This is a genomic window from Amycolatopsis speibonae (assembly GCF_042647925.1).
GTDB lineage: Bacteria > Actinomycetota > Actinomycetes > Mycobacteriales > Pseudonocardiaceae > Amycolatopsis > Amycolatopsis speibonae.
In genome coordinates, this window is record NZ_JBHRWK010000012.1 from 150,893 (window position 1) to 174,376 (window position 23,484).

The 23,484-nt window shown below is 69.4% G+C and carries 22 protein-coding genes; 19 read left to right on the forward strand and 3 right to left on the reverse strand.

Annotated features, from left to right (window positions below):
- The first annotated feature begins 29 nt into the window (after nucleotides 1-29).
- Entirely contained in the window at nucleotides 30-1,514 is a 1,485-nt protein-coding gene (locus tag ACFOSH_RS06570) for a beta-xylosidase (protein ID WP_378237903.1), read from the forward strand.
- Here the strand turns inward: ACFOSH_RS06570 and ACFOSH_RS06575 are convergent.
- Entirely contained in the window at nucleotides 1,469-1,903 is a 435-nt protein-coding gene (locus tag ACFOSH_RS06575; RefSeq protein WP_378237904.1) for a hypothetical protein, read from the reverse strand. The genes ACFOSH_RS06570 and ACFOSH_RS06575 overlap by 46 nt on opposite strands.
- Nucleotides 1,904-2,363: 460 nt before the next feature.
- On the opposite strand from ACFOSH_RS06575, the gene ACFOSH_RS06580 reads away from it, so the two are divergent.
- The 3 genes from ACFOSH_RS06580 to nusB are packed head-to-tail and all read left to right on the forward strand — an operon-like array spanning nucleotide 2,364 to nucleotide 4,521.
- Entirely contained in the window at nucleotides 2,364-3,455 is a 1,092-nt protein-coding gene (locus tag ACFOSH_RS06580; RefSeq protein ID WP_378237783.1) for a M24 family metallopeptidase, read from the forward strand.
- A gap of 38 nt (nucleotides 3,456-3,493) precedes the next feature.
- On the forward strand, nucleotides 3,494-4,057 hold the full coding sequence (efp, locus tag ACFOSH_RS06585; RefSeq protein ID WP_378237784.1) for an elongation factor P: 564 nt from the start codon (nucleotides 3,494-3,496) through the stop codon (nucleotides 4,055-4,057).
- Nucleotides 4,057-4,521: a transcription antitermination factor NusB gene (nusB, locus tag ACFOSH_RS06590; RefSeq protein ID WP_378237786.1), complete on the forward strand. Its 465-nt coding sequence runs from the start codon at nucleotides 4,057-4,059 to the stop codon at nucleotides 4,519-4,521. The genes efp and nusB overlap by 1 nt, the downstream gene beginning before the upstream one ends.
- A 194-nt stretch (nucleotides 4,522-4,715) precedes the next feature.
- On the opposite strand, the gene bldD is transcribed toward nusB, so the two are convergent.
- Nucleotides 4,716-5,204: a transcriptional regulator BldD gene (gene bldD, locus ACFOSH_RS06595; protein WP_003096372.1), complete on the reverse strand. Its 489-nt coding sequence runs from the start codon at nucleotides 5,202-5,204 to the stop codon at nucleotides 4,716-4,718.
- Nucleotides 5,205-5,464: 260 nt separating this feature from the next.
- Between bldD and pyrR the strand changes: the two genes are divergently transcribed.
- The 15 genes from pyrR to ACFOSH_RS06670 all read left to right on the forward strand — a co-directional run bounded on the left by pyrR (nucleotide 5,465) and on the right by ACFOSH_RS06670 (nucleotide 21,992).
- The gene (gene pyrR, locus ACFOSH_RS06600; RefSeq protein WP_378237787.1) at nucleotides 5,465-6,076 is read left to right on the forward strand and encodes a bifunctional pyr operon transcriptional regulator/uracil phosphoribosyltransferase PyrR; all 612 of its coding nucleotides are present in this window, start codon (nucleotides 5,465-5,467) and stop codon (nucleotides 6,074-6,076) included.
- A complete protein-coding gene (locus ACFOSH_RS06605) occupies nucleotides 6,073-7,005 on the forward strand; it encodes an aspartate carbamoyltransferase catalytic subunit (protein ID WP_034311667.1) in 933 nt (310 codons plus the stop codon). Before pyrR ends, ACFOSH_RS06605 begins: the two co-directional genes overlap by 4 nt.
- Nucleotides 7,002-8,294, forward strand: coding sequence for a dihydroorotase (locus tag ACFOSH_RS06610; RefSeq protein ID WP_378237788.1), 1,293 nt, complete (start codon nucleotides 7,002-7,004; stop codon nucleotides 8,292-8,294). The genes ACFOSH_RS06605 and ACFOSH_RS06610 overlap by 4 nt, the downstream gene beginning before the upstream one ends.
- Nucleotides 8,291-8,800 carry a PH-like domain-containing protein gene (locus ACFOSH_RS06615; protein WP_378237789.1) on the forward strand — a complete coding sequence of 170 codons (510 nt, stop codon included), beginning with the start codon at nucleotides 8,291-8,293 and terminating at the stop codon, nucleotides 8,798-8,800. The genes ACFOSH_RS06610 and ACFOSH_RS06615 overlap by 4 nt, the downstream gene beginning before the upstream one ends.
- Nucleotides 8,800-9,930 (forward strand): glutamine-hydrolyzing carbamoyl-phosphate synthase small subunit, encoded by a 1,131-nt coding sequence (gene carA, locus ACFOSH_RS06620; protein ID WP_378237790.1) that lies wholly within the window; start codon nucleotides 8,800-8,802, stop codon nucleotides 9,928-9,930. The genes ACFOSH_RS06615 and carA overlap by 1 nt, the downstream gene beginning before the upstream one ends.
- Nucleotides 9,930-11,096 carry an AAA family ATPase gene (locus ACFOSH_RS06625; protein WP_378237791.1) on the forward strand — a complete coding sequence of 389 codons (1,167 nt, stop codon included), beginning with the start codon at nucleotides 9,930-9,932 and terminating at the stop codon, nucleotides 11,094-11,096. The genes carA and ACFOSH_RS06625 overlap by 1 nt, the downstream gene beginning before the upstream one ends.
- Nucleotides 11,093-11,704 carry a DUF4276 family protein gene (locus ACFOSH_RS06630; RefSeq protein ID WP_378237792.1) on the forward strand — a complete coding sequence of 204 codons (612 nt, stop codon included), beginning with the start codon at nucleotides 11,093-11,095 and terminating at the stop codon, nucleotides 11,702-11,704. The genes ACFOSH_RS06625 and ACFOSH_RS06630 overlap by 4 nt, the downstream gene beginning before the upstream one ends.
- Nucleotides 11,704-15,018 carry a carbamoyl-phosphate synthase large subunit gene (gene carB, locus ACFOSH_RS06635; protein WP_378237794.1) on the forward strand — a complete coding sequence of 1,105 codons (3,315 nt, stop codon included), beginning with the start codon at nucleotides 11,704-11,706 and terminating at the stop codon, nucleotides 15,016-15,018. Before ACFOSH_RS06630 ends, carB begins: the two co-directional genes overlap by 1 nt.
- Complete coding sequence (gene pyrF / locus ACFOSH_RS06640) at nucleotides 15,015-15,854, forward strand: orotidine-5'-phosphate decarboxylase (RefSeq protein WP_378237795.1); 840 nt, start codon at nucleotides 15,015-15,017, stop codon at nucleotides 15,852-15,854. Before carB ends, pyrF begins: the two co-directional genes overlap by 4 nt.
- Before the next feature lie 107 nt (nucleotides 15,855-15,961).
- Nucleotides 15,962-16,279: an integration host factor, actinobacterial type gene (gene mihF, locus ACFOSH_RS06645; RefSeq protein ID WP_003096398.1), complete on the forward strand. Its 318-nt coding sequence runs from the start codon at nucleotides 15,962-15,964 to the stop codon at nucleotides 16,277-16,279.
- Nucleotides 16,276-16,932, forward strand: a complete 657-nt coding sequence (gmk, locus tag ACFOSH_RS06650) for a guanylate kinase (protein WP_378237796.1) — start codon at nucleotides 16,276-16,278, stop codon at nucleotides 16,930-16,932. Before mihF ends, gmk begins: the two co-directional genes overlap by 4 nt.
- A gap of 5 nt (nucleotides 16,933-16,937) precedes the next feature.
- Nucleotides 16,938-17,204 (forward strand): DNA-directed RNA polymerase subunit omega, encoded by a 267-nt coding sequence (gene rpoZ, locus ACFOSH_RS06655; RefSeq protein WP_364025271.1) that lies wholly within the window; start codon nucleotides 16,938-16,940, stop codon nucleotides 17,202-17,204.
- A gap of 59 nt (nucleotides 17,205-17,263) precedes the next feature.
- Complete coding sequence (gene coaBC, locus ACFOSH_RS06660) at nucleotides 17,264-18,484, forward strand: bifunctional phosphopantothenoylcysteine decarboxylase/phosphopantothenate--cysteine ligase CoaBC (RefSeq protein ID WP_378237797.1); 1,221 nt, start codon at nucleotides 17,264-17,266, stop codon at nucleotides 18,482-18,484.
- A gap of 96 nt (nucleotides 18,485-18,580) precedes the next feature.
- Complete coding sequence (metK, locus tag ACFOSH_RS06665; RefSeq protein WP_181772746.1) at nucleotides 18,581-19,783, forward strand: methionine adenosyltransferase; 1,203 nt, start codon at nucleotides 18,581-18,583, stop codon at nucleotides 19,781-19,783.
- Between the two features lie 115 nt (nucleotides 19,784-19,898).
- Nucleotides 19,899-21,992, forward strand: coding sequence for a primosomal protein N' (locus tag ACFOSH_RS06670; RefSeq protein WP_378237798.1), 2,094 nt, complete (start codon nucleotides 19,899-19,901; stop codon nucleotides 21,990-21,992).
- Between the two features lie 73 nt (nucleotides 21,993-22,065).
- On the opposite strand, the gene ACFOSH_RS06675 is transcribed toward ACFOSH_RS06670, so the two are convergent.
- The gene (locus tag ACFOSH_RS06675) at nucleotides 22,066-23,448 is read right to left on the reverse strand and encodes a hypothetical protein (protein WP_378237799.1); all 1,383 of its coding nucleotides are present in this window, start codon (nucleotides 23,446-23,448) and stop codon (nucleotides 22,066-22,068) included.
- Between the last annotated feature and the right edge of the window lie 36 nt (nucleotides 23,449-23,484).

Consider the following 23,484-nt stretch of genomic DNA (forward strand, 5'->3'; position numbering starts at 1 on the left):
TTCGTGGGGGTCGGCGACCCGCCCGTGTCGTGGTGGCCCTCCTGGCGGCTGGCGCGGTCCTCATGGCGTGCAGCGACGGGAATGTGCAGTCCCAGGCCGACGGCAAGAGCGGCGGGATCGGCGGAGCCCCGCCGCCCAAGGAAAAGCCGCGGCCGATGGACGTCGAGCTCGCGACGAGCGACCCCAGGGCCAGCGGCGGCGTGGTGGGCGCGGGCGATCAGGACGCGGTCTACAACTACAGCCCGACCGTGATGCGGGACGGCGGCAAACTCAAGATGTGGTGGTGCAGCCAGTACGGCAGCGCCCAGCCGCCCGGCGACGACGTCCTCTACGCGCAGTCTCCGTCGGTCGACGGTCCCTTCACCGGTCCGTCCGGTGGCGGCCCGGAGGCGGTGTTCTCCGGCGCGCCCGGCGGTTTCGACGGGATGCACACCTGCGACCCGTCGGTGATCAAGGTCGGCTCGACCTACTACATGTACTACACCGGCGCGGCGGGCGACCACGCGCTCGGCAACTCGATCGGGCTCGCCACCAGCCCGGACGGGCTCAAATGGACCCGGGCGGCGGGCGGGCTGCCCATCATCGGGCCCTCGCACGACGTGCACCGCGCCAACAACGTCTACGGCGCCGGACAGCCCTCGGCGGTGTACCTCGACGGCTGGTTCTACGTGCTGTTCACCGACACCACGGCCAAGGCCGCCGGGTGGAACGGCGCCGGGCAGTTCCTGCTGCGCGCCAAGGACGCGGCGTTCACCCAGGGCGTGGAGACGCTGGGGGAGCAGGGCTTCGTCGCCAAGCCCACCACGATCTCGCCGCGCACGCGCTCGCTGGTCGACGGGTTCAGCACCGACCTGATGTGGGTCGGCGCGCTCGACGCGTTCGTGATCGCGCACGAGACCGACACCGGCACCACGCTCACCTTCTGGACCAGGGACTTCACCGCGCAGCCGTACCGGCCGTCGATCATCCCCGGCGTGTGGAAGGAAGGCCCCGGCCTGGTCCGGCGGCCCGACGGCCACGCGCCGCTCTCCTCGGGCGACGTCTGCGACAGGGTCCCGTTCGACGTCGTCCGCGCCACGGTCATCGGTGGCGCGGGGGCGCCGACCGACCTCAAGCACTTCGGCCTGGACGTGCGCGGCTCGCGGGCCTGCGACGGCGACGCCCGGATCAAGACCACGTTCGAAGGCGTCGCGATGCCGTCGCCGCAGCGGACCATCGACCTGGTGGCCGGCGGCACCCTGGTGCGGGTCGACCGGCGCTCGGTGGCGTCGGCGCTCGCGGGCGAGGTGCTGGACCAGCGGCTCACGGTCGTCGACAAGTTCCCGCAGGCCGCCCGCCTGAGCGCCGGGGCGAAAATGGTGCGCGCCCCCGGCCGCGGGTTCGGCGTGGTGCTCGACGGCAAGCTCTACGCCGTGCCGGACGCGGGCGCCGCGGCGCTGAACGACTCGACCGTCGAGGAGATCAGCGATCAGGCCTGGGACGGCTTCCCGGCCGGTTTCCCGCTCGCGGGCTGATCCTCGTCCTCGTCATCCTCGGCGGGTGCCTTCTTGGCGATCAGGCCGCCGACGAACAGGCCGAGCCCTGCCGGGATCAGCACCAGCAGGGCCGAGAAGGCGGCGCCGCCGGTGAGCGCGCCGCCGAGCTCCGAGACGCCGGTCTGGTCGACGAACACCGCGCGGCCGATCACGTACAGCACGCCCGAGACCGGGCCGGCGATCAGCGCCGCGATGAACCAGTTCCTGCCGCGTTCGGGTTTGCCCTGCCAGGCGTCCACGGCGCTCCAGCCCGCCGCCGCGCCGACCAGGACGGCGAGGGCGAGGGAGGTGAAGAGGGTCTTGTCGGTGGGGTTGAAGACCTCGTACTTGGCCAGCACGGTGACGGCCGCGCCGTGCAGCAGCGCCATCACGAGTCCACGAGTCAGCCACGGTGCCATTGGGGAAGCTTAACTCGCCAGTAGCGACCGGTGGTCGCCCGCCGCTCTGGCCGCCTGAGGTACGTGAAGAGGGCCTTCAAGTGCTGCGAGAGGGGAGTGCGGCGGTGGGTGGCGGGTCGGGGTGGTCGTGAGTGGCAAGTGGGGTTAGAACGACACTTGCCACTCACGACCACCCCGACCGATGCCTCACCGCCGCCTCGGTCGCCTGAAGTACGTGAAGGACCCCCTCCTTGCACCTAGCGCAATGAACTCGACCTTCACGCGCAGCCGCTGTGGCTGTTGTGGCCGCTGTGCGTCTGGGGCGAATGGAGGTAGTCAAGGTCTCCTTCGCTACCTCCAGGGTAGGCAAGGGGCCCTTCACGGACCACCGGCGGCGCAACCAGTCGACGAAACGCGTGCCACCGGCGGATCACCCCCTAAACTCGATGCCGTGCGTGAATACTTCTCTCGCCGCCGCGCGGCGCTGCGTTCCCTGCTTGCCGACTCCGGGGTGGACGCGCTGCTGGTCACGGACCTGCTCAACATCAGGTACCTGACCGGCTTCACCGGGTCCAACGCCGCTCTCCTCGTCCACGAGGGCGGCGACGACAAGACGATCTTCTGTACCGACGGCCGCTACACGGTCCAGTCGGCGACAGAGGTGTCCGATCTCGAACGGGTGCTGGACCGCGCGAGCGCGGCGAAGTTGGCCGATCTGGCGGCCGGTAAGAAGCTCGGCAAGACCGGGTTCGAGAGCCAGCACGTCAGTGTCGAGCAGCACGAAGACCTCAAGGTGCGCTTCGACCGCGTCGAGCTGGTCCGGACGCCCGGTCTCGTCGAGCAGCTGCGACTGGTCAAGGACGAGCAGGAGATCGAGGCGCTGCGCCAGGCGTGCGCGGCGGCCGACAGGGCGCTGGAGGACCTGGTGTCCGCAGGCGGGCTCCGGCCGGGCCGCACCGAGCTGGACGTCGCCCGCGACCTCGAGAATCGCATGCTCGGCCACGGCTCCACGGGGCCGTCGTTCGACACGATCGTCGCGGCGGGCGCCAATTCCGCGATCCCGCATCACCGGCCCACCTCGGCCGCGCTCGTGACCGGCGGTTTCGTCAAGATCGACTTCGGTGCCACGGTCGACGGCTACCACTCCGACATGACCCGCACGTTCGTCATCGGCAAGCCGGCGGCGTGGCAGGAAGAGATCTACGAGCTGGTCCAGCGTGCGCAGGCGGCGGGTTGCGACGCCGTTCTTCCCGGCGCCGCGGTGTCCGAAGTGGACAAAGCGGCCCGTGGTGTGATCGTCGACGCGGGGCGCGGGGAGGAGTTCGGCCACGGCCTCGGCCACGGCGTCGGACTGCAGGTGCACGAGGCGCCCAGCCTCGCCACCACCGGCGTCGGTACACTGTCCGCCGGTATGGCCGTCACCGTCGAACCTGGTGTGTATCTGCCCGGACGCGGAGGCGTGCGCATCGAGGACACGCTGGTCGTGCGGGAAGGTACGCCCGAACTCCTCACGCTGAGCACCAAGGACCTCGTGGTCGTCTGACGGCGGCCCGGAAGATCGACACAGGAGACTGCACACTCGTGGCCACCACCAACGACCTGAAGAACGGGCTCGTCCTCAACCTCGACGGCCAGCTCTGGACCGTCACCGCGTTCCAGCACGTCAAGCCGGGCAAGGGCGGTGCGTTCGTCCGCACCACGCTCAAGCACGTGCTGACCGGCAAGGTCGTCGACAAGACCTTCAACGCGGGAACGAAGGTCGATACGGCCACCGTCGACCGCCGCAACATGACGTACCTGTACAAGGACGGCACGGACTTCGTGTTCATGGACTCGGAGACCTACGACCAGATCACCGTGCTGGCCGAGACCGTCAGCGACAACGCGAACTACCTGCTCGAGAACTTCGAGGTCCAGGTCGCGGTGCACGAGGGTGTCCCGCTGTACATCGAGCTGCCGACCTCGGTCGAACTGCTCGTCCAGCACACCGACCCCGGCCTGCAGGGCGACCGCTCCACCGGTGGCACCAAGCCGGCCACCCTGGAGACCGGCGCCGAGATCCAGGTGCCGCTGTTCCTCACCACCGGCGAGAAGATCAAGGTCGACACCCGTGACGGCCGCTACCTGGGTCGCGTCTCCAACTGATGGCTGACTCAGGCAAAGCCGGCAAGTCCCCGAATCGCGGCGGGCCGATCAGCCGTCGTCAGGCCCGCAAGCGCGCGGTCGAGATGATGTACGAGGCCGCCCAGCGTGGTGCCGACGCGGTGACACTGCTGGCGGGCAGGGTCGGTTCCGTCGAGGTCGACCCGATCGCCGACTACACGATCTCGCTGGTCGAGGGCGTCACCGGGCGCAAGACCCAGATCGACGAGCTGCTCTCGGAGCACGCTCAGGGCTGGACGCTGGACCGGATGCCTCCGGTGGACCTCGCGGTGCTGCGGGTCGGCGTCTACGAGCTGCTGTGGGCCACGGACGTGCCGGACCCGGTCGCCATCGACGAGGCGGTCGGGCTGGCGAAGGAGCTGTCGACCGACGATTCGCCGCGTTTCGTGAACGGCGTGCTCGGCCGCATCGGCACGATCGCCGACAGGCTCAGGGCCGTCTTGTGACAAGGGTGACCACGATCAGGTGACCAGAGCCGAGGCGACCAAAGCTGAGGTGACCAAGGTCTTTTGATCTTTTGGAGTCGCGCGTTTTGGCCGTCAGGCCCCGGAAACGCGGCTGCGGGCCGCCTTCATGTTAACGGGCCGTGCCTTGCCAAGGCACGGCCCGTAGACGTGTTTCCGGTCGCGCGATGGACCATCTAGTCCTCTTTGGACGGTCGAGCCTCGGGCGGCAGCACACCCCAGTCGATCAGCTGCTCGGTGAGCTCGCCGGGGGTCATGTCGTAGATGATCGCCAGCGAACGCAGGTCTTCGGTGCGGATCGAGAGCACCTTGCCGTTGTAGTCGCCCCGCTGGCTCTGGATGGTGGCCGCGTAGCGGGCGAGCGGTCCGACCTTCTCCGCCGGGAGCTGCTGAAGGCGCTCCAGGTTGATGACGATCTTCGTGGCGGGTTCGGCGCCCGACGGCACCCGGCCCTCCGGCAGCAGCTCGACCACCGGCACGCCGTAGAAATCGGCGAGCTCGGCGAGCTTCTGCACGGTGACGGCGCGGTCGCCGCGCTCGTACGAACCGACGACGACGGCCTTCCAGCGGCCTCCGGACTTCTGCTCGACCCCGTGCAGGGACAGGCCCTGCTGCTGGCGGATCCCGCGGAGCTTGGCCCCGAGCGCCTTGGCGTAATCGCCCATCTGGTGGTTCTCCGTTTCCTCACCCCCAACCGGTCGGGGTGACCGATCCAGGGGACTCCTAGAGTCGAATACTCAGAGTAATGGTTACGCATAGTTGTCACCAGGTCAAGCGGGTGCTTTCGCGAGGCCTTCGTCACCTGGGGCGCGCCACCCGTAAGAATGAGGCTCCGTTCCTGCTAGTGTCGACTCGATTTCCTCGCTACGCAGGAAGTCGACGTCCTTTAAGGACCCGTCCAGAGAGGCGGGGAAGGAGGTCCGCCTTGTCGTCACGCCCGCGTGGCGCGGCGGAACCGGCGGGAGAGCGCGAGCTGCTCTCGTCCGGGGATGTCGCGCGTACGATCGCCCGAATGGCTCACCAGGTCATCGAGAAGACCGCTCTCGGTGCCGGTGGCTCGACTCCACCCGTGTTGCTGGGCATCCCCACTCGGGGTACCCCGCTCGCCCTGCGGCTCGCGGACAAGATCGCCGAGTTCTCCGGCATCCGTCCGCCGACCGGCGCGCTGGACATCACGCTCTACCGTGATGATCTCCGCCGCCGCCCGCCCCGCGCGCTCGAACATTCGCAGCTGCCGCCGACCGGTATCGACGACGCGGTGGTGATCCTGGTCGACGACGTGCTGTTCTCCGGCCGCACCGTCCGCGCCGCCCTCGACGCCCTGCGCGACCACGGCCGCCCGCGCGCGGTCCAGCTGGCCGTGCTGGTCGACCGCGGCCACCGCGAACTACCGATCCGCGCCGACTACGTGGGCAAGAACGTGCCCACCTCACGTGCCGAGGGGATCGAGGTCCTGCTGTCCGAAGTGGACGGACGGGACACGGTTCTGCTGCGGTCGTTGAAGGACAGCGCTTCACCAGAAGGAGACCGATCGTGAAGCACCTGCTCGCCACCGACGGGCTCGACCCGGCGCTCGCGACAGCCGTGCTGGACACCGCCGAAGAGCTCAAGCACACCTTGCTGGGCCGCGAGGTCCGCAAACTGCCCACGTTGCGTGGCCGCACCGTCATCACGTTGTTCTACGAGAACTCGACCCGCACCCGCGTCTCGTTCGAGATCGCGGGGAAATGGATGAGCGCCGACGTGATCAACGTCTCCGCGTCCAGTTCCTCGGTCAACAAGGGTGAATCGCTGCGGGACACCGCGCTGACGCTGGCCGCTGCCGGCGCCGACTGCGTGATCATCCGGCACCCCGCTTCCGGGGCGGCGCAGCGGCTTTCGGGCTGGCTCGCCGAAGCCGGGACGGCGGTCGTCAACGCGGGGGACGGCACCCACGAACACCCCACCCAGGCGTTGCTCGACGCCGCGACGCTGCGGGAGCGCCTCGGATCGTTCGAGGGACGCCGGATCGGGATCGTCGGCGACGTCCTGCACAGCCGGGTGGCGCGGTCGAACATCCACCTGCTCTCCTCGCTGGGGGCGGAAGTGGTGCTCGTCGCCCCGCCGACGCTGCTGCCCGCCGGGGTGGAGAGCCTGCCGGTCACGGTGTCGCACGAGCTCGACGCCGAACTGCCCGCGCTCGACGCGGTCATGATGCTGCGGGTCCAGGCGGAACGCATGCACGGGGGCTTTTTTCCTTCGGCGCGCGAGTACTCGATCGCCTACGGCCTCAACGAGCGGCGGATGAAGCTCCTGCCCGAGCACGCCGTCGTCCTGCACCCCGGTCCGATGCTGCGCGGGATGGAGATCGCCTCGGCGGTCGCCGACTCCCCGGCCTCGGCCATCACCGAACAGGTCCGCAACGGCGTCCACGTGCGCATGGCGGTCCTCTACCACCTGCTTGCCAGCGAAGGAGCCGCAGCGTGACTACCGTCCTGATCAAGGGCGCCCGCCCCTACGGAGAGGGCGACCCGGTCGACGTGCTCGTCGAGGACGGGGTCATCACCGACATCGGGTCCCTGGACACTCCGGAAGACGCCGAAGTGATCGACGCGGGCGGCCAGGTGCTGCTCCCCGGTTTCGTCGACCTGCACACCCACCTGCGCGAGCCCGGCCGTGAGGACACCGAGACCATCGCCACCGGTTCGGCCGCGGCCGCGCTCGGCGGCTACACCGCGGTGTTCGCCATGGCCAACACCGATCCGGTGGCCGACAACGCGGTGATCGTCGACCACGTGTGGCGGCGCGGCCAGGAGGCCGGGCTGGTCGACGTGCACCCGGTCGGCGCGGTCACCGTGGGCCTCAAGGGCGAGAAGCTCGCCGAGCTGGGCACCATGGCGAAGTCCGAGGCTCAGGTGAAGGTCTTCTCCGACGACGGCCTTTGCGTCGCGGACCCGCTGCTCATGCGCCGCGCGCTGGAGTACTCGACGGCGCTCGGCGTGGTCATCGCTCAGCACGCCGAGGAGCCGCGGCTGACCGTGGGCGCGCAGGCGCACGAAGGTGAGCAGGCCGCGCGCCTGGGCTACACCGGCTGGCCCGCTTCGGCGGAGGAGTCGATCGTCGCTCGCGACTGCCTGCTCGCCCAGCACGCGAACGCGCGGCTGCACATCTGCCACGTGTCCACTTCGGGCACCGCCGACATCCTGAAGTGGGCCAAGGAGCGCGGTACCAAGGTCTCGGCCGAGGTCACCCCGCACCACCTGCTGCTGACCGACGAGCGGCTCGCGACCTACGACCCGGTCAACAAGGTCAACCCGCCGCTGCGCACCGGATCCGACGCCGAGAAGCTGCGCACCGCGCTGGCCGAGGGCGTCATCGACTGCGTCGCCACCGACCACGCGCCGCACGCCGTCCAGGACAAGGACTGCGAGTGGAACTCGGCCCGCCCCGGCATGCTCGGTCTCCAGACCGCGTTGTCGATCGTGGTCGAGACCATGGTCTCGACCGGTCTGCTGGACTGGCGCGGTGTCGCGCGGGTGATGAGCGAGCGGCCCGCCGAGATCGGGAACCTGTCCGACCACGGCCGTCCGATCGAGGTCGGCGAACCGGCCAACCTGACGCTGGTGGACCCGGACGCCGAATGGACCGTGCGGGGCTTCGAACTCGCCAGCATCTCGAGCAACACCCCGTACGAAGGAATGCGGCTCCCCGGCGTGGTGACGGCGACGTTGCTGCGCGGGCGGATCACCGCGCGGGAAGGGAAGATCGCACCATGAGCGACCGGATTCTGCTGACCCTGGGGGTCTTCGCCTTCTTCCTCGTCTGCGTCCTCCTGATGTGGCGCGGCTGGCGGCGCAAGTCGCGGGCGCAGAGCGTCCAGGTGCCGCCGTTCGCCGAGATCCCCGCCGAACCCGGCGAGGCGCTGATCGAATCGGTGGGCGTCTACATCAGCACGACGACGGCGGGGCACTGGCAGGAGCGCGTGGTCACCCGCGGCGCGGGCCTGCGCACCGGCGCGGTCTGGCGGCTGCACGAAGACGGCATCGCCATCGAACGCGGCGGCGCCCCGGACTTCTGGATCCCGCGCGCCTCGGTCACCGGCGTCCGCAAGGACAAGGGGATGGCCGGGAAGGTGATGGGCATCGACGCCCTGCTGGTCGTCACCTGGCTCGCCGGGGACGTCGAACTGGACACCGGATTCCGCGGCGACGACGTCGACGACTATCCACAGTGGATCGAAGCTTTGCAAGACATTCCCAACGACATCAAGGGAGGTGCCTGATGAGCACCGCGAACAACAGGACCCCCGCCGCGCTGGTCCTCGAAGACGGCAGGGTGTTTCGCGGCTCCGCGTACGGCGCCCGCGGCCGGAGCCTGGGTGAGGCGGTGTTCTGCACCGGGATGACCGGCTACCAGGAGACCTTGACCGACCCCTCCTACCACCGGCAGATCGTGGTCCAGACCGCGCCGCAGATCGGCAACACCGGCTGGAACGACGAGGACGACGAGTCCTCGCGCATCTGGGTCTCGGGTTACGTCGTCCGCGATCCCGCGCGCACCCCGTCCAACTGGCGCGCCAAGCGCACGCTGGACGAGGAACTGGAGCGCCAGGGCGTCGTCGGGATCTCCGAAGTGGACACCCGCACACTGACCCGGCACCTGCGCGAGCAGGGCGCCATGCGGTCCGGCGTCTTCTCGGGCGACGCGCTGGGCACCGACGAGGAGATGCTCGCCGAGGTCAAGGCCAGCCCGCAGATGAAGGGCGCCGACCTCGCCGGCGAGGTCAGCACCAAGCAGACGTACGTCGTCGAAGCGCAGGGCGAGCGGAAGTTCCGCGTCGCCGCGCTGGACCTGGGTATCAAGTCCAACACCCCGCGCATGATGGCCGCCCGCGGCATCGAGGTGCACGTGCTGCCCGCGTCGTCCACTGTGGACGATCTGCTCGCGGTCGAGGCGGACGGCGTGTTCCTGTCCAACGGCCCCGGCGACCCGGCGACCACCGCGCACGCGACGGAGCTGACGAAAGCGGTGCTGCAGCGGGAGGTCCCGCTGTTCGGCATCTGCTTCGGCAACCAGATCCTCGGCCGCGCGCTGGGGCTGGGCACCTACAAGATGCGCTACGGCCACCGCGGGATCAACATCCCGGTGATCGACGTGGCGACCAAACGCGTCGCGATCACCGCGCAGAACCACGGTTTCGCCCTCGAAGGCGAGCCGGGTCAGCGGTTCGAGACGCCGTTCGGCGCCGCCCAGATCTCGCACTACTGCCCGAACGACGACACCGTCGAAGGTGTCCGCGCGTTCGACGTCCCCGCGTTCTCGGTGCAGTACCACCCCGAGGCCGCCGCCGGCCCGCACGACGCGGCCCCCCTGTTCGACGAGTTCGTGAGCTTGATGGAGAAGGCCAAGTAATGGCTTTGTCCACTGGGATCGAACGAATCCGGATCCGCAACTACCGAGTGCTGCGGGACGTCGAACTGGACGGCTTGACGCCGATCACGGCGCTTCTCGGTCCCAATGGCAGCGGCAAGTCCACGGTCTTCGACGCGCTGAGCTTCGTCCATGAGGCACTCATGGGCGGGCTCGAATCGGCTTGGACTCGTCGCGACGGGCTTGCGGAGATCAGGAGCAGGGACTCGTCGGGGGCAGTGGAGATCGAGGTGGCGTGCCGGGTGGCGGGCGACCTCTTCGTTTACGTCCTCGGTGTCGACGAGGAGGATGGTGTGCCGCTGGCTGTTCACGAGCGGTTGTCTTGGTCACCCGACGAATCCGGCAACCTTGTCGGCATCCTCGACTTCCGGCTCGGTGAGGGACAGATCCGCGGTCCAGGGGACGACGGCTGGCGATCGCAACGGCTCACTGGTCCTCGATTGCTCGCGGTGAGCGCACTTGGCCAGTTGGCCGGGAATCGTCACATCACCAGCTTTCTCGAGTTCATGGGAGGGATCCAGCTGATCGACTTGGATGTCTCCGCCATGCGGTCGGGAACCCGGGGTGTTCGTCGTGGCACCGGTCTGGATCCGAATGGCGACAACCTCGCGATGCGGGTCGAGTATCTGCGAGAGGAACAGCCCGGCGAATGGGCCGAAATACTCGGTGCCCTGCGTCGCTACGTGCCGGGTTTGGAGGACTTCCTGCCGCTCCGATTGGGAGATGGCAGCCACATCGTCCGGTTGAAGGAACGGGGTCGCGAGCAGCCGATCCTGCCGGAGAACATCTCCGACGGGACATTGCTGCTACTGGGTTATCTCGTGGCCCTGCACAGCCCGGTGGCAGTGCTGCTGCTGGAGGAGCCGGAGAACCAGGTGCATCCTCGGTTGCACTATCCCCTGGCGGACGACGCGCGGGGTGCTGCGGCCGAGCAGGTCATCATCGCGACGCACGCGCCGCGATTCGTCGATGCCCTGCGGCCCTCCGAGGTATGGGCCTTCGCGCGAAACGGTGACGGTTTTGCCGAGGCCAAGCGAGCCGCAGACGAGACGCCCGTCGTCCGTATGGTCGAGGACGGCGCGGCGCTTGGAGCTTTGTGGACCGAAGGGTACTTCCGGTTCGGCGATCCGCTCGCGGAGCGGCCGTGACCGTGCTCAGTCCCTCCCGCCTCGAAATACTGGTCGAGGAACCGTCGGCGGAGGCCGCTCTCAGATCTTTGCTGCCGAAGATCATTCCTGGGTTCGCGTACCAGATCATTCCCTTCAACGGCAGGGCCGACCTGGTGAGCAGGCTGCCGGTTCGGCTTCGGGACTACACGTACTACTGGGCCGAGACGGGGCTGAGGATCGTGGTTCTGCTCGACCGCGACAATGACGACTGCGTAAAGCTCAAAGCTCGTCTTGTCGAGATCGCCGATGAGGTGGGGCTGCCCGCCGAGGCCGCTCTTTTCCGCATTGTGATCGAGGAGCTTGAGGCTTGGTTCCTCGGTGACGTGCCTGCGTTGCACGCGACCTATCCCAGGGTGCCGCTGAGCCTGGGAAGCCAGACCAAATCCCGCGATCCGGAGGCGATTCCGGGCGGTGCATGGGAGGGCCTGGAACAGGTGCTGCGGAAGCACGGCTACCACAGGAAGGGCTTGCGGAAAGTGCAGGCCGCGCGCGAAATAGCGCCGCACATGGATGTAGAGAACAATCGTTCCCAGAGTTTTCAGGTCTTCCGCGACGGTCTGCGGCGCCTGGTGAGTGAGGAAAACTAATGCCGAAGAGGACAGACATCCAGCACGTGCTGGTGATCGGCTCCGGGCCGATCGTGATCGGCCAGGCGGCGGAGTTCGACTACTCCGGCACCCAGGCCTGCCGCGTACTCCGCGAAGAGGGACTGCGGGTCTCGCTGGTGAACTCGAACCCGGCGACCATCATGACCGACCCCGAGTTCGCCGACGCCACCTACATCGAGCCGGTCACCCCGGAATTCGTCGAGAAGGTCATCGCCGAGGAACGCCCCGACGCGATCCTCGCGACCCTCGGTGGCCAGACGGCACTGAACTGCGCTGTCGCCCTGCACGAGCGCGGTGTCCTGGAGAAGTACGGTGTCGAGCTGATCGGTGCCGACGTCGAAGCCATCCAGCGCGGTGAGGACCGGCAGAAGTTCAAGAACATCGTCGCCGACATCGGCGCGGAGACCCCGCGCAGCCGAGTCTGCAACACGATGGACGAGGTCCGCGCGACCGTCGCCGACGTCGGCCTCCCCGTCGTCATCCGGCCGTCGTTCACCATGGGCGGGCTCGGCTCGGGCATGGCGCACACCGACGAGGAACTGGAGCGGCTCGCCTCCACCGGCCTCGACGAGTCGCCGGTCACCGAGGTGCTCATCGAGGAGAGCGTCCTCGGCTGGAAGGAGTTCGAACTCGAACTCATGCGCGACCGGCACGACAACGTGGTGGTCGTCTGCTCGATCGAGAACATCGACGCGATGGGCGTGCACACCGGCGACTCGGTCACCGTCGCGCCCGCGATGACCCTGACCGACCGCGAGTACCAGCACATGCGCGACGTCGGCATCGACGTGCTGCGCGCGGTCGGCGTCGACACCGGCGGCTGCAACATCCAGTTCGCGATCAACCCGGCCGACGGCCGCATGGTCGTCATCGAGATGAACCCGCGCGTCTCGCGGTCGAGCGCGCTGGCGTCGAAGGCGACCGGTTTCCCGATCGCCAAGATCGCCGCGAAACTCGCCATCGGCTACACGCTCGACGAGATCCGCAACGACATCACCGGCGAGACCCCGGCGGCCTTCGAGCCGACGCTGGACTACGTCGTGGTGAAGGTGCCGCGGTTCGCCTTCGAGAAGTTCCCCGGCGCGGACCCGACGCTGACCACGACGATGAAGAGCGTCGGCGAGGCGATGTCGTTCGGTCGCAGCTTCCCCGAGGCCCTCGGCAAGGCGCTGCGCTCCATCGACACCAAGGCCACCGGCTTCTGGACCCGCCCCGACCCCGAAGGCGCGACGCTGGAGTCCATTTTGGACGCCTTGCGCACGCCGCACGACGGCCGGCTCTACGAAGTGGAGCGGGCGCTGCGGTTCGGCGGCACCGTCGAGCAGATCCACGAGGCTTCGGGCATCGACCCGTGGTTCATCGACCAGATCGCCCTCATCGGCGAGGTCGGCTCAGAGGTCCGCGACGCCCTGGTGCTGGACGAGCCGCTGCTGCGGCGCGCCAAGCGGATCGGCCTCTCCGACCGCCAGATCGCTTCGCTGCGGCCGGAACTGGCGGGGGAGGACGGCGTCCGCGCGCTGCGCCGCCGTCTCGGCGTACGGCCGGTGTACAAGACCGTCGACACCTGCGCGGCCGAGTTCGCGGCCAAGACGCCGTACCACTACTCGGCCTACGAGACCGATCCCGCCGCGCAGTCGGAGATCACCGCGCAGACCGAGAAGCCGAAGGTCCTGATCCTCGGCTCCGGGCCGAACCGCATCGGGCAGGGCATCGAGTTCGACTACTCGTGCGTGCACGCCGCGATCGCCCTGCGCGAGGCCGGTTTCGAGGCCGTCATGGTCAACTGCAACCCCGAGACCGTCTCCACCGACTACGACACCTCGGACAGGCTCTACTTCGAGCCGCTCTCGTTCGAGGACGTGCTGGAGGTCGTCAACGCCGAGCAGGAGTCGGGCACCGTCGCCGGGGTCATCGTGCAGCTGGGCGGCCAGACGCCGCTCTCGCTCGCGAAGCGCCTCGCCGACGCCGGTGTCCCGGTGATCGGCACCTCCCCGGACGCGATCCACCTCGCCGAGGACCGCGGCGCGTTCGGCGAGGTCCTCACCGACGCCGGGCTGCCCGCGCCGAAGTACGGCACGGCGACCTCGTTCGAGGGCGCGAAGCGGATCGCCGACAAGATCGGCTACCCGGTCCTGGTGCGGCCGTCCTACGTGCTGGGCGGACGCGGCATGGAGATCGTCTACGACGAGGAGTCCCTGGCCGGCTACATCCACCGCGCCACCGAGGTCACGCCCGAGCACCCGGTGCTGGTCGACCGCTTCCTCGACGACGCCATCGAGATCGACGTCGACGCGCTCTTCGACGGCGAAGACCTCTTCCTCGGCGGAGTCATGGAGCACATCGAGGAGGCCGGGATCCACTCCGGCGACTCCTCGTGCGCGCTGCCGCCGATCACCCTGGGCCGGACCGACATCGAGACGGTGCGCCGCTCGACCGAGGCCATCGCGCGCGGCGTCGGCGTCCGCGGGCTCCTGAACGTCCAGTACGCGCTCAAGGACGACGTCCTGTACGTCCTGGAGGCCAACCCGCGCGCCTCGCGGACGGTGCCGTTCGTGTCGAAGGCGACCGCGGTGCCGCTGGCCAAGGCCGCGGCGCTGATCATGACCGGCTCGTCGATCAAGGACCTGCGCGCGTCCGGCGTCCTCCCCGCCGAGGGTGACGGGGGCCACATGCCCGCCGATTCGCCGGTCGCGGTCAAGGAGGCGGTCCTGCCGTTCCACCGCTTCCGCACCCCCGAGGGCCACGGCGTCGACTCGCTGCTCGGCCCGGAGATGAAGTCCACCGGCGAGGTCATGGGTGTCGACGTTTCCTTCGGGAAGGCGTTCGCCAAGTCGCAGGCGGGTGCCTACGGTTCGCTGCCGACGTCGGGCAAGGTCTTCGTCTCCGTCGCCAACCGCGACAAGCGTTCGCTCGTGTTCCCGGTGAAACGGCTGGCGGACCTCGGTTTCGAGATCCTCGCCACCTCGGGTACGGCGGAAGTCCTGCGGCGCAACGGGATCGCCTGCACCGTCGTGCGCAAGCACTACGAAGGTTCGGCCGAAGGCGAACAGAACGTCGTGGATGTCATCCTCAGCGGCGAAGTGCAGATGGTGATCAACACTCCTTACGGCAACAGCGGTCCGCGGATCGACGGCTACGAGATCCGTACCGCCGCGGTGTCACGGGACATCCCCTGCATCACCACCGTGCAGGGCGCCGCGGCGGCCGTGCACGGGATAGAAGCCGTCATCAAGGGTGACATCGGCGTCCGGTCGCTGCAGAGCCTCCAGGCGGCGCTGAAGGCCAAGGCGTGAGCGGGCGGTTCGGGGCGAGGCTGGCGCGGGCGGTCGCGGAAAAGGGACCGCTCTGCGCCGGGATCGACCCCCACCCCGGGTTGCTCCAGGCGTGGGGTCTCCCGGCGGACGCGGGCGGTTTGGAGAAGTTCGCCCTCACCGCCGCCGAGGTGATCGCGCCCGAGGTCGCGGTCATCAAGCCCCAGTCGGCCTTTTTCGAGGCCTACGGGCCTCCTGGGGTCGCTGTCCTGGCCAAGACGATGAAGGTGTGCCGGGAGGCGGGCGCGCTCGTCCTGCTGGACGTCAAGCGCGGCGACATCGGTTCCACGATGGCGGCGTACACGGCGGCTTTCCTGCCCGCGGGGGCGGAACTCGAGGCCGACGCCATAACGGTGTCCCCCTACCTCGGGTTCGGCTCGCTGGCTCCCGCGATCGAGGTTGCGCAGGCGCAAGGCAAGGGCCTGTTCGTCCTCGCGCGCACTTCCAACCCGGAGGCGCAGGGATTGCAGAACGCCTTGCTGCCCAACGGAAAGACTGTCGCGCAGGACATCGTCGACACGGCGGCGGCGCACAACGCCGGTGTCGGGCCGCTGGGTGACATCGGTGTCGTCGTCGGCGCCACCATCGCGCCGGGAGAACTCGATCTGAGCAAGCTGAACGGTCCCGTCCTGGCACCCGGTTTCGGGGCCCAGGGGGCCACTCCGGCCGATTTGCGCGCCCTTTTCGGGCCGGGACTGCCGGGTGTGCTCCCCGCGTCGTCCCGCGACGTCCTCAAGCACGGACCGGACCCCGAATCCCTCCGTGCGGCCGTTCGGAGGACACGGGATTCCCTCGGACCCCTGGAAAAAGGCCAATAGCAGGCCCGGGAATCCGTCATGACCAGCCACCCCCGCATTGTGGGCCGAGGTAACGGGTGGGTACCGTCGCCACACCCACCCAGATTTGAGAACTACCGGAGGAAAACGTGGCACTTCCCCAGCTGACAGAGGAACAGCGCGCTGCGGCGCTGGAGAAGGCCGCCGCCGCCCGCCGCATCCGTGCTGAGCTGAAGGAGCGGCTGAAGCGGGGCGGTACCACTCTGGTCGACGTGTTGAAGCAGGCCGAGGAGAACGAAGTCCTCGGCAAGATGAAGGTCTCGGCTCTGCTCGAGGCTCTTCCGGGTGTCGGCAAGGTCCGCGCCCAGCAGACCATGGAACGACTGGAGATCGCACCCAGCCGTCGTCTCCGCGGCCTCGGCGACCGGCAGCGCAAGGCGCTGCTGGCCGAATTCAGCGGCGAGTGAGCGGCACCGGTCAGGACCACCCGGCGAACCCGGGCGCTGACCGCGGCGGTGAGCCGGTGGCGGGAGTCGAATCCCGGCACCGGCTCACGGTCGTATCAGGGCCTTCCGGGGTCGGGAAGTCGAGCGTGGCGGGGGAGCTGCGCAAGCTGGATCCGGAGATCTATTTCAGCGTCTCGGTGACCACCAGGAAGCCGAGGCCGGGTGAGGTGGACGGCGAGCACTACCACTTCGTCGACCGCGCCGAATTCGACCGCATGGTCACCGACGGCGAACTGCTGGAACACGCGGAGTTCACCGGTAACTGCTACGGCACTCCGCGCGAGCCCGTCGAGCGGGCTCTGGCCGCCGGGCGCAACGCCATCCTGGAGATCGAACTCCAGGGCGCGCGGCAGGTCCGCAAGGCGATGCCGGAGGCCCGGCTGGTGATGCTGATGCCGCCGTCGTGGGACGAACTGGTCGGCAGGCTGACCGGTCGCGGCACCGAGAACGAGGCCGCGGTGAAGGCCAGGCTGGCCGAGGCTGAGCGCGAACTCGCCGCCGCCGGGGAGTTCGACGAGCGCGTCGTCAACGCCGACGTGCGAGACGCCGCCGAGCAGTTGCTAAACTTGATAATCGGCGACCTGACACTTGAAGATTCGGAGCACCACGAGTGACGACCATGTCCACGCTCGGTATTCACGAAGAGCTCGAAGGCATCACCAACCCGCCGATCGACGACCTGCTGGAAAAGGTCAGCTCGAAGTACGCGTTGGCGATCTACGCGGCCAAGCGCGCTCGCCAGATCAACGACTACTACGCCCAGCTGGGCGAAGGCCTGCTGGAGTACGTCGGCCCGCTGGTCGAGCCGGGCCCGCGCGAGAAGCCGCTGTCCATCGCCCTGCGCGAGATCCACGGCGGCCTGCTCGAGCACACCGAGGGTGAGTAGGAACTCGATGGCCACGGCGGCCGTCAAGGTGACCCGGCGCGACTCCGCCGAGAACACCGTTGAGTAAACCCAAGGTCGTCCTGGGCGTAGGCGGCGGGATCGCCGCCTACAAGGCCTGTGAGGTCCTGCGCGGACTGACCGAATCCGGTCATGACGTCCGCGTGGTCCCCACCGAAGCCGCGCTGAACTTCGTCGGCGCGGCCACCTTCGAGGCACTTTCCGGGAACCCGGTGCACACCGGCGTTTTCACCGAAGTGCCCGAGGTCCAGCACGTCCGCGTCGGCAAGGAAGCCGACCTGGTGATCGTCGTGCCCGCCACGGCGAACCTCCTCGCCAAGGCCGCGCACGGCATCGCGGACGACCTGCTGACGAACACCCTGCTCACCGCCCGGTGCCCGGTGGCCTTCTTCCCGGCGATGCACACCGAGATGTGGGAGCACCCGGCCACCCGCGACAACGTGGCGCTGCTGCGTTCGCGCGGGCTGGTCGTCGCCGAACCCGCCGCCGGCAGGCTCACCGGCAAGGACACCGGCAAGGGACGGCTCGCCGACCCCGCCGAGATCGTCGACCTCGCCCGGCTCCTGCTCGCCGTCCCGGACGCCCTCCCGCGCGACCTCGAAGGCGTACGCGTGGCGATTTCCGCGGGCGGCACCCGCGAGCCGCTGGACCCGGTCCGGTACCTGGGCAACCGCTCGTCGGGCAAACAGGGTTACGCGCTGGCCCGCGTCGCCGCCCAGCGTGGCGCGGAGGTCACCTTGGTGGCCGCGCACACCGTCGCGCTGCCGGAACCCGCGGGCGCGAAGGTCGTCCACGTGTCGACAGCCGAGGAGATGCGCCAGGCGATGCACGCCGAGGCCGCCTCCGCCGACATCCTGGTGATGGCCGCCGCCGTCGCCGACTTCCGGCCGTCGAGCAGGGCCGATCACAAGATCAAGAAGTCCGACGATTCGCCGGATCCCGTGGTCGAACTCGCGCGCAACGCGGACATCCTGGCCGAACTGGTGCGGAACCGGACAGAAGGCCAGGTGGTCGTCGGATTCGCCGCGGAAACCGGGGACGACAAGGGTGGCGTTCTCGACCACGCGCGGGTCAAACTCAAGCGCAAGGGAGCGGATCTGCTGGTGGTGAACGCCGTCGGGGAGGGGAAGGCGTTCGGCACCGAGGACAACTCGGGCTGGTTGCTCGGGGCCGATGGGACCGAGATCCCGATCCCGCTGGGAGCCAAGGCCGAACTGGCGTCCACATTGTGGGACGCTGTTGTGACCTTGATGAAGCGTTGAGAGCTCCTCGAACGATAGTCAGTAGGCTTGAGTACAAGCTGAGGGGTGCCTAACTTTCTAGGCATCAGACGTCTAGGTGAGGGAGTGACGGCCACCGTGACCGCGTCCACGAGCAGACTGTTCACATCGGAGTCAGTGACTGAGGGTCATCCCGACAAAATTTGCGACGCCATCAGTGACTCGATCCTGGACGGCCTCTTGGCCAAGGACCCGCGCAGCCGGGTGGCGGTCGAAACCCTGATCACCACGGGCCAGGTGCACGTCGCCGGCGAGGTGACCACCGAGGCCTACGCGGACATCCCGACCATCGTCCGCGACGTGATCCTGAAGATCGGCTACGACTCGTCGGCCAAGGGCTTCGACGGCAACTCGTGCGGTGTCAACGTCGCGATCGGCTCGCAGTCGCCGGACATCGCGCAGGGCGTCGACACCGCGTACGAGTCGCGCGTCGAGTCCGACGAGGACGAGATCAACCGCCAGGGCGCCGGCGACCAGGGCCTGATGTTCGGCTACGCCTGCTCGGACACCCCCGAGCTGATGCCGCTGCCGATCGCGCTGGCCCACCGGCTCTCGCAGCGGCTGACCCGGGTCCGCAAGGACGGCGTGCTCCCTTACCTGCGCCCGGACGGCAAGACCCAGGTCACCATCGAGTACGCCGGTGACCAGCCGGTGCGGCTCGACACGGTGGTCGTGTCCACCCAGCACGCGGACGGCATCGACCTGGAGCAGATGCTCGGCGTCGACGTCCGCGAGCACGTGGTCGCGCCGGAGATCGCCGAGCTCGGGCTCGACACCTCCAACGTGCGGCTGCTGGTCAACCCGACAGGCCGCTTCGTCATCGGCGGCCCGATGGGTGACGCGGGCCTGACCGGCCGCAAAATCATCGTCGACACCTACGGCGGCATGGCCCGTCACGGTGGCGGCGCGTTCTCCGGCAAGGACCCCTCCAAGGTGGACCGCTCGGCCGCGTACGCGATGCGCTGGGTGGCGAAGAACGTCATCGCCGCCGGTCTCGCCACACGCGCCGAGGTCCAGGTCGCGTACGCGATCGGCAAGGCGGCCCCGGTGGGCCTCTTCGTCGAGACCTTCGGCACCGAGACGGTCGACCCGTCGAAGATCCAGGCCGCCATCACGGAGGTCTTCGACCTGCGTCCGGCCGCGATCATCCGCGACCTCGACCTGCTTCGCCCGATCTACGCGCCGACGGCCGCGTACGGCCACTTCGGCCGTCCCGAGCTGGGTCTCCCGTGGGAGAGCACGGCGCGGGCCGCGGACCTGAAGTCGGCCGCGGGCGCCTGATTCCCGCTCTCCGTAGTGCTATGAAAGGTCCTTTCCTTGCGAATTTCGCAAGGAAAGGACCTTTCATAGCACGCGGTGACAGGCAGTGGCGACGGAGTCTGGTAGAGATCACCGGGTGAGCAGCAGTCCCGAACCGACCCCGCTGTGGGACCTTCCGGAGCCTCCGAAAGCCGAACCGGCGCGGAAGGGCAAGCCGTCGCGCGCGAAGAGCGCCAGTCGTCGCGGCGCGCAGAACCCCGCGCCCGAGAACCCGGTCGCGCGGATCGTCGTGGACATCCCGCTCACGCATCTCGACCGGACCTTCGACTACCGGATCCCCGAGAAACTCCATGAAACCGCCGTGCCCGGCTGCCGGGTGCGCGTCCGGTTCGCGGGCCAGCTCGTCGACGGGTATCTCGTCGAGCGCACCGACTCCACGGAATTCGCCGGAAAGCTCGCGTACATCGACAGGGTGACCTCCAGCGAACCCGTGCTGCCTCCGGCGCTGCACGCGCTCTGCCGGTCGGTCGCGGACCGGTACGGCGGCACGCTCAGCGACGTCCTGCGGCTCGCGATCCCGTCCCGGCACGCGAAGGCCGAGGGCGAGCCGCCCGCCGAGCCCGCGCCCACGCCGGAAGCGCCCGAAACCACGGCGTGGGAGAAGTACCAGAGCGGTCCGGCGTTCCTGGAGGCCGTCGCGGAACGGCGTCCGGCCAACGCCGTCTGGCAGGCGCTGCCGGGGGAGGACTGGCCGCGCCGCCTGGCCGAAGCCGCCGCGGTGGCGGCCTCCACCGGACGTGGCGTCGTGATGGTGGTGCCGGACCATCGTGATCTCACGCGGCTGCACGACGCGTGCGTTTCGTTGCTGGGCCCCGATTCCGTGGTCGCGCTGATCGCCGGGCTGGGCCCTGCCGAGCGGTACCGCCGCTGGCTCGCGGTGCTGCGCGGCGCTGTCCGGGTCGTCGTCGGCACGCGCGCGGCGATGTTCGCGCCGGTCGCCGATCCCGGCCTGTTCGTGGTGTGGGACGACGGCGACGACGTCCACCTCGACCAGCACGCGCCGTATCCGCACGTCCGTGACGTGCTGATGGACCGCGCGCACGCCGCGAAGGGGTCCATGCTGGTCGCCGGATTCGCGCGCACCGCCGAGGCGCAGTTCCTGGTGGAATCGGGCTGGGCCCAGCCTCTCGTGGCGGCGCGTCCCGAACTGCGGGCGGCCGCGCCCCGGGTCACGCCGGTGGGCGAGGACTTCGACGTCGCCCGGGACGAAGCGGCGAAGGCGGCACGTCTCCCTTCGGTCGCTTTCGAGGCGGCGCGACAGTCGCTGGCCGCCGGATTCCCTGTCCTGGTGCAGGTTCCGCGCCGCGGATACGTTCCGGGACTCGCCTGCGGCAACTGCCGGACGTCGGCGCACTGCCGTCGCTGCGCGGGCCCGCTGTCCTTGCCGGGCGGGCTGATCGACGGCGCGCCGAGGCCGCCCGCCTGCCGGTGGTGCGGCGTGCCCGAGACGAACTTCCATTGCGCCGCTTGCGGTTCCGTACGGTTGCGGGCGGTCGTCGTCGGCTCCAAGCGAACCGCCGAGGAACTCGGCCGCGCGTTCTCCGGATTCCCGGTGCGGACTTCGGGGGCGACGGAGGTGTTGGCTTCGGTGCCCGGGAAACCGGCGCTGATCGTGTGCACGCCGGGAGCCGAGCCGGTCGCGGAAAGCGGCTACGGCGCGGCGCTGCTGCTGGACGGCTGGGCGCTGCTCGGGCGGCAGGACCTGCGCGCGGGGGAGGAGACCCTGCGCCGCTGGATGGCGGCCGCGGCCCTGGTGCGGCCGGGGACGGAAGGCGGTCGCGTGTTCGTCGGCGCGGAAGCGGGTCTTTCGGTGGTGCAGGCGCTGGTGCGGTGGGACCCGGGCTGGCACGCGAGCCTCGAACTGGCGGAGCGGCGCGAACTCGGCTTCCCGCCCGCGATGCGGATGGCGAGTATCGAAGGCACCCCGGACGCGGTCGCCGCGCTGCTCGACGACCTCGGTCTCCCGGAGACCGGCGAGATGCTGGGCCCGGTGCCGCTCGGCGAGGTCGACGAGGACGGCAACGCCGAACGGGAGCGGGCCCTGGTGCGGGTCGCGCGCCCGGACGGGAAGGCGCTCGCCGCCGAGATCCACGCCGCGGCCGGGCGCCGGGACGCCCGCAAGGCCTCCGAGCCCATCCGGATCCAGCTGGACCCGCTGGAGCTCATCTAGCGCCCGCGTTTCGTCCTCTGAATGCGGTAGTCCGACGCTGAACTACCGCATTCAGAGGACTAATCGCGTGGGGTCAGAGGGTGGTGCCGAAGGTGGCGAGGACGTCGGCGCGAGCCGAAGCACCCGTAGCCGGCGTAGTGGGCTTGGTCGGCACCGAGCCGCCCAGGGCGGCGGTGAGCAGCGAGACGATCTGAGACGAGATCGCCGCCCGCCGTGCCTCGAAATCGGCGTCGGTCAGCGCCGCCGGGTCGGTGGGCGTGCCGAGCACGGGCGTGTGCAGGTGCCCGCCCGCGATCCCGGTCAGGCCGAGTCCCGTCCGCAGCCGGTTGCTCCGGTACATGGACTCATTCGACAGATAGTTGCCGCCCCCGCCGGAAGCGGCGATCTCACCGGGCTTCGGCGCGTCCGTCCGGCACACCGCGGTCCCGGTCCCGGGCCGGCCACTGTCCGGCCAGACGCAGAACGCCTGGTTGTACTGCACCTGGTACGCCCCGGCGGGCGCGGCGAGCATCTTTTCGTACGGCAGCGTGGTTTCGATGAACTGGTCGGCAGGCTGCGGCCAGCCCTTGGCGGGCGGGACCTGACCCTTCACGGCCTCGTCGAGGTTGTCCGGCGAACCGCCGCGCCAGGCGCCGGCCCACCGCTCGATGTCGAACCGGCCGGGACGGCCCTGGCTGATCGTCATGATCAGTTCCGGGCGCCGGAAGCGGTCCTTGAACGCCTGACCGTAAGCCGCCTCGACGATGCCCGCGTCGAAGTAGCTCCACACCACCGGGAACGACACGGCCTGCACCTGCGCGGGACCGGTCGGGGTCTGGACGACCTTGCCGTCGAGGTGCAGCGCGGCCGCGCCCGACGGGTTCGCGATGCGGACGCCCGCGCCGTTGAGGGTGAACGGGTCGAACCCGCTCACCAGCACCCGCCGCAGCTTCGGGCCGGACGGGAAGCGGGAGTCGTCCAGGCCACGCGCGCCGACGTCGAACGTCTTCAGCAGGTCGGCGCGGGCGGGAGTGGACAGCGGGAAGCGCGGCGTCCACTGGCGCAGCGCCTTGCTCATCCGCAGGCGCGCCCAGTAGAGCGGCCGGTCGTCGGCCTTGTCGATGCTGCCGAGATCGGGACGGCGCCCCTGCGCGCGGTCGACCGCGGTCCGCCAGAGCCCGTCACCGGCGGTCTCGGCGAGCTTCTCGGCGCGCAAAGCGGTCTTCGTCGCGCAGAGCCGCGTCGTGAAGTCGGAGACGAGCTTGTCGAATCCGGCGAGCCGGACCAGCTCCGGGCCGACCGCGGGGCCGCCCGACGGCATCGTCGCGGCGAGGCGCTTCTCCTCGACGGTGATCGCCGCCGAGTCGTCGAAGCAGCCACGCGCGCCTTCGGCTTGCGCGACGCCGGGGACCGCTAGGACGGGGAGAGCGATGAGCAGCGGGAGGAGCGCGCCCCACCGCCTGCCGGGAGTCTTCATGGAGCGCATTCTGCTCATCCCGGCCGGGCCGCACCA

What these genes read in the sequence shown, in the direction of transcription:
- ACFOSH_RS06575 (WP_378237904.1), bottom strand. Translation starts at nt 1,903, where the DNA reads ATGGCGCTGCTGCACGGCGCGGCCGTCACCGTGCTGGCCAAGTACGAG.
- nusB (WP_378237786.1), top strand. Translation starts at nt 4,057, where the DNA reads ATGGCTGACTCAGGCAAAGCCGGCAAGTCCCCGAATCGCGGCGGGCCG.
- bldD (WP_003096372.1), bottom strand. Translation starts at nt 5,204, where the DNA reads ATGGGCGATTACGCCAAGGCGCTCGGGGCCAAGCTCCGCGGGATCCGC.
- ACFOSH_RS06615 (WP_378237789.1), top strand. Translation starts at nt 8,291, where the DNA reads ATGAGCGACCGGATTCTGCTGACCCTGGGGGTCTTCGCCTTCTTCCTC.
- carA (WP_378237790.1), top strand. Translation starts at nt 8,800, where the DNA reads ATGAGCACCGCGAACAACAGGACCCCCGCCGCGCTGGTCCTCGAAGAC.
- ACFOSH_RS06625 (WP_378237791.1), top strand. Translation starts at nt 9,930, where the DNA reads ATGGCTTTGTCCACTGGGATCGAACGAATCCGGATCCGCAACTACCGA.
- carB (WP_378237794.1), top strand. Translation starts at nt 11,704, where the DNA reads ATGCCGAAGAGGACAGACATCCAGCACGTGCTGGTGATCGGCTCCGGG.
- rpoZ (WP_364025271.1), top strand. Translation starts at nt 16,938, where the DNA reads ATGTCCACGCTCGGTATTCACGAAGAGCTCGAAGGCATCACCAACCCG.
- ACFOSH_RS06675 (WP_378237799.1), bottom strand. Translation starts at nt 23,448, where the DNA reads ATGAAGACTCCCGGCAGGCGGTGGGGCGCGCTCCTCCCGCTGCTCATC.